Below are 2962 nucleotides of genomic sequence, written 5' to 3'. Positions count from 1 at the left end.
CATAGGTCTTCTTCCTCGGCGGACCGGTAGGGTAGCCCTCTCTGGTTGACTACTGGCAAAAGACAAAATCCCGGAATATTACCAGCCCACAAACCTAAAGGGCGGACCGGCCGATTTTGTTCGATCTGGCGGGTCTGATTGAGGTGGCTATCCATTTCCCCTTCCAAAGCGGATTCTAAAAAGTGCTTGAGTAAAGGGGCGAACAGGCCATTTTCACCTGTCAGTGGTTTGCCTTCATAGAGCCCTTTGATGGCTGCTTGCTTGAAGGACTCAAAGTCGAATTGGTCAGTCATGATTGTGAAAATAGGGGTTTGTTTTCTTTTTCCCTTCTATTCATCCTCAGGCCTGACACAGTTCAGCGAGCAGTCTCCACTGATTAAAAATGACCCTGAACTCAACCGCTTATTTTACTTGCTAACTTCCATTGTTGGTATTGGTACTGTCACTGCAACGGGTTTTATTCTCACTACCCATGCTTTTACGGATGGCAAGACGGCTAAACAGTTTGCCTGTTATGCGGGCGTAGCCCCATTCCCTTATCAATCGGGTAGTAGCGTTCGTGGTAGAACGCGCGTGTCGCCTATGGCCGACAAGCAGATGAAAACCCTGCTCCACTTATCGGCTATGACCGCTATTCGAGCGAAGGGTGAACTACGGGATTACTACCAACGGAAAGTAGGCGAGGGCAAAAATAAGATGGCTGTTTTGAACGCCGTTCGCAATAAGTTGATTGGACGAGCTTACGCGGTAGTAAGTAAGAACCAGGAATATGACAAAACGTATACCTACTCACTTGCTTAAACCATAGAAATCTCTTAGCTTGGCTTTAGCTGTTTGGTAGGAACGAACAGAGAAGTGGTTGATTAGATTTAGGTCGCCAAACTTACATCCAATGCCGACCTTCCCTGCCGCGTTCCAAACCCTAATACTACCCTACGCCGCCCTATTTTGCAAGCGCGTTTTCACCCACGCCCAACTCTTGCCAGCCGGGGCTATTCTCACACCCGGCAAGCGCACGGTAACAGCGGCTCTGCGGATCATGGGGCTAGCTCAACACAAAGCTTTTCACAAGTATCACCGCCTGTTGAGTCATGCCAATTGGTCAGCCCTGGCGGCCAGCCGCCTATTGTTACAACAAATAGTACGGTTGCAAGCTGATAACCAGCCAATTGTAGTGGGCATTGACGAGACATTAGAGCGACGTTGGGGCCACAAGATTAAGGCACGGGGCATTTACCGGGATGCAGTACGTAGTAGTGGCAGCCATTTCGTCAAATGTAGTGGGCTGCGCTGGATGAGCGTCATGTTACTGGTGAAGATACCGTGGGCCGACCGCATCTGGGCATTGCCGTTTCTGACCGCCCTGGCCCCCTCTAAAGGCTTTTACGAGGACAAAAAACGACAGCATAAACCTCTGACTGAATGGGCTATCGGGCTGCTGAAGCTGGTCAAACGCTGGATGGGCGAACGTAAGGTCATTGCCGTAGGCGACAGTGGCTATGCGGTCTTGGAGTTGCTCCACCAACTCAGCGGGCAGGTCGCGCTGATCAGTCGTCTTCGACTCGATGCCGCGCTTTATGAACCAGCCCCACCCGCTGCGGCATCAAAGAAAGGCCGTAAGCCCCTTAAAGGCAATCGACTGCCCACGCTCCAGGCCGTTAGTGACGATTCCAAAACGGCGTGGCAACAGGCTACTATCACAGACTGGTACGGGGGGCAAACCCAGCAGGTAAGCTACTGTAGCCAAACTGCGATCTGGTATCATACGGGCAAGCCCCCTGTGGCTATCCGGTGGGTGTTAGTCAAGTGGCAGGGCAAAGTGGCGGCTTTTCTATGCAACGATGTGACGATAGATGCGGTCTCCATACTGGGTTATTTCGTGCGTCGCTGGTCAATGGAAACGACCTTTGCGTTGGTACGGGCGCATCTGGGGGTGGAGAATCAGCGGCAGTGGAGCAACAAGGCCATCAGTCGTACCACGCCGGTGTTGTTTGGATTGTTTTCGCTGATCGTGCTGCTGGCTGATGAACTGGCCCGGCAAGGCCTCCTGGAGGGTCAGAGCAGCAGTTGGTATCACAAGTCACATCTGACCTTCAGCGATACGCTGGGCTGTGTACGGCGTCATTTTTGGCGACAAATGCATTTTCAGACATCGGCTTCAGGGACTGATGTGGTAAAACTATCAGCCCACCAGTTTAGCTTGTGGGAAAACGCCTTAGCCTGGGCAGCATAAGGCTAAAGCCAAGCTAAGGTAGGTAAAGAGCTAACCTCGACAGCGGATCGTTTAGGAAACGGTTGCTTTTAGCTGGCCACGACCAAATGGGCTACTTGAGACGCCCGCCCTGAACCGAGGTTCGGAGCGAAACGTCGGGTGTTCATGGTATCTTAAACATCCCATAGAGGGAGTTGGATAAATAGCGGATCAATCAAAAAAATGCTGCGCCAAGCCCTAGGCTAGTGTCTGCCAAGCGATAGAGTGGGGTACCCACGGAAAGGCATTGTAAAAAAGTAGCCGACCACTAGGGCGGTCAGATAGAGACGAAAGATCAAACCCCTGAGGTAGTCGCAGGCCAGTAAACCGATCAACCATGCATTTGAGTCGGTTGCGGTCCATAACACGGCAATCGGCCTGTTTATCAATCAGTTTTTCTTTGCTGATAAACGCAGTTAAGCCACTACCCTACTAAACAAGTAACACCATGTTACTAATTCTTTGGTACCATAAAAAAATATTCTTTGGAATAATAACAATATTTTCAGCCGGTTTTGAATCCAGGCGGTTATACGTCTACGTATACTGGTATACGTTTTTTACTGAGTCGGTATCCCTTAGGATTAACTATCTGCAAGTGGCTCGTCAAATCAACAGAATGATCTTTTCTCTTCACCTTAAACTGAAAGCCGCCCGAAAAAACACGATACGTCTCCCCACGCTACCACTGATGTGGTAGTTGCCAGTTAC

General features: G+C 50.4%; 2 protein-coding genes and 1 pseudogene. 2 read left to right on the top strand and 1 reads right to left on the bottom strand.

What is annotated here, in order from left to right; genetic code table 11:
• A pseudogene (locus FH603_RS27830) lies at positions 1-293 on the bottom strand (hypothetical protein); the annotation flags it as partial.
• 118 nt (positions 294-411) lie between these two features.
• Here FH603_RS27830 and FH603_RS27825 point away from each other — a divergent pair.
• Together FH603_RS27825 and FH603_RS27820 are read left to right on the top strand one after the other, a co-directional pair.
• A complete protein-coding gene (locus FH603_RS27825; RefSeq protein ID WP_186742583.1) occupies positions 412-801 on the top strand; it encodes a transposase in 390 nt (129 codons plus the stop codon).
• A 91-nt stretch (positions 802-892) separates the two neighbouring features.
• Positions 893-2233, top strand: coding sequence for an IS701 family transposase (locus FH603_RS27820; protein ID WP_186742581.1), 1341 nt, complete (start codon positions 893-895; stop codon positions 2231-2233).
• The last annotated feature ends 729 nt before the right edge of the window (positions 2234-2962 follow it).

The sequence above is a fragment of the Spirosoma utsteinense genome (assembly GCF_014282275.1).
GTDB lineage: Bacteria > Bacteroidota > Bacteroidia > Cytophagales > Spirosomataceae > Spirosoma > Spirosoma utsteinense.
The sequence above is the reverse complement of the archived record's forward strand: the minus strand, read 5'-3'. Positions and strand labels throughout refer to the sequence as shown.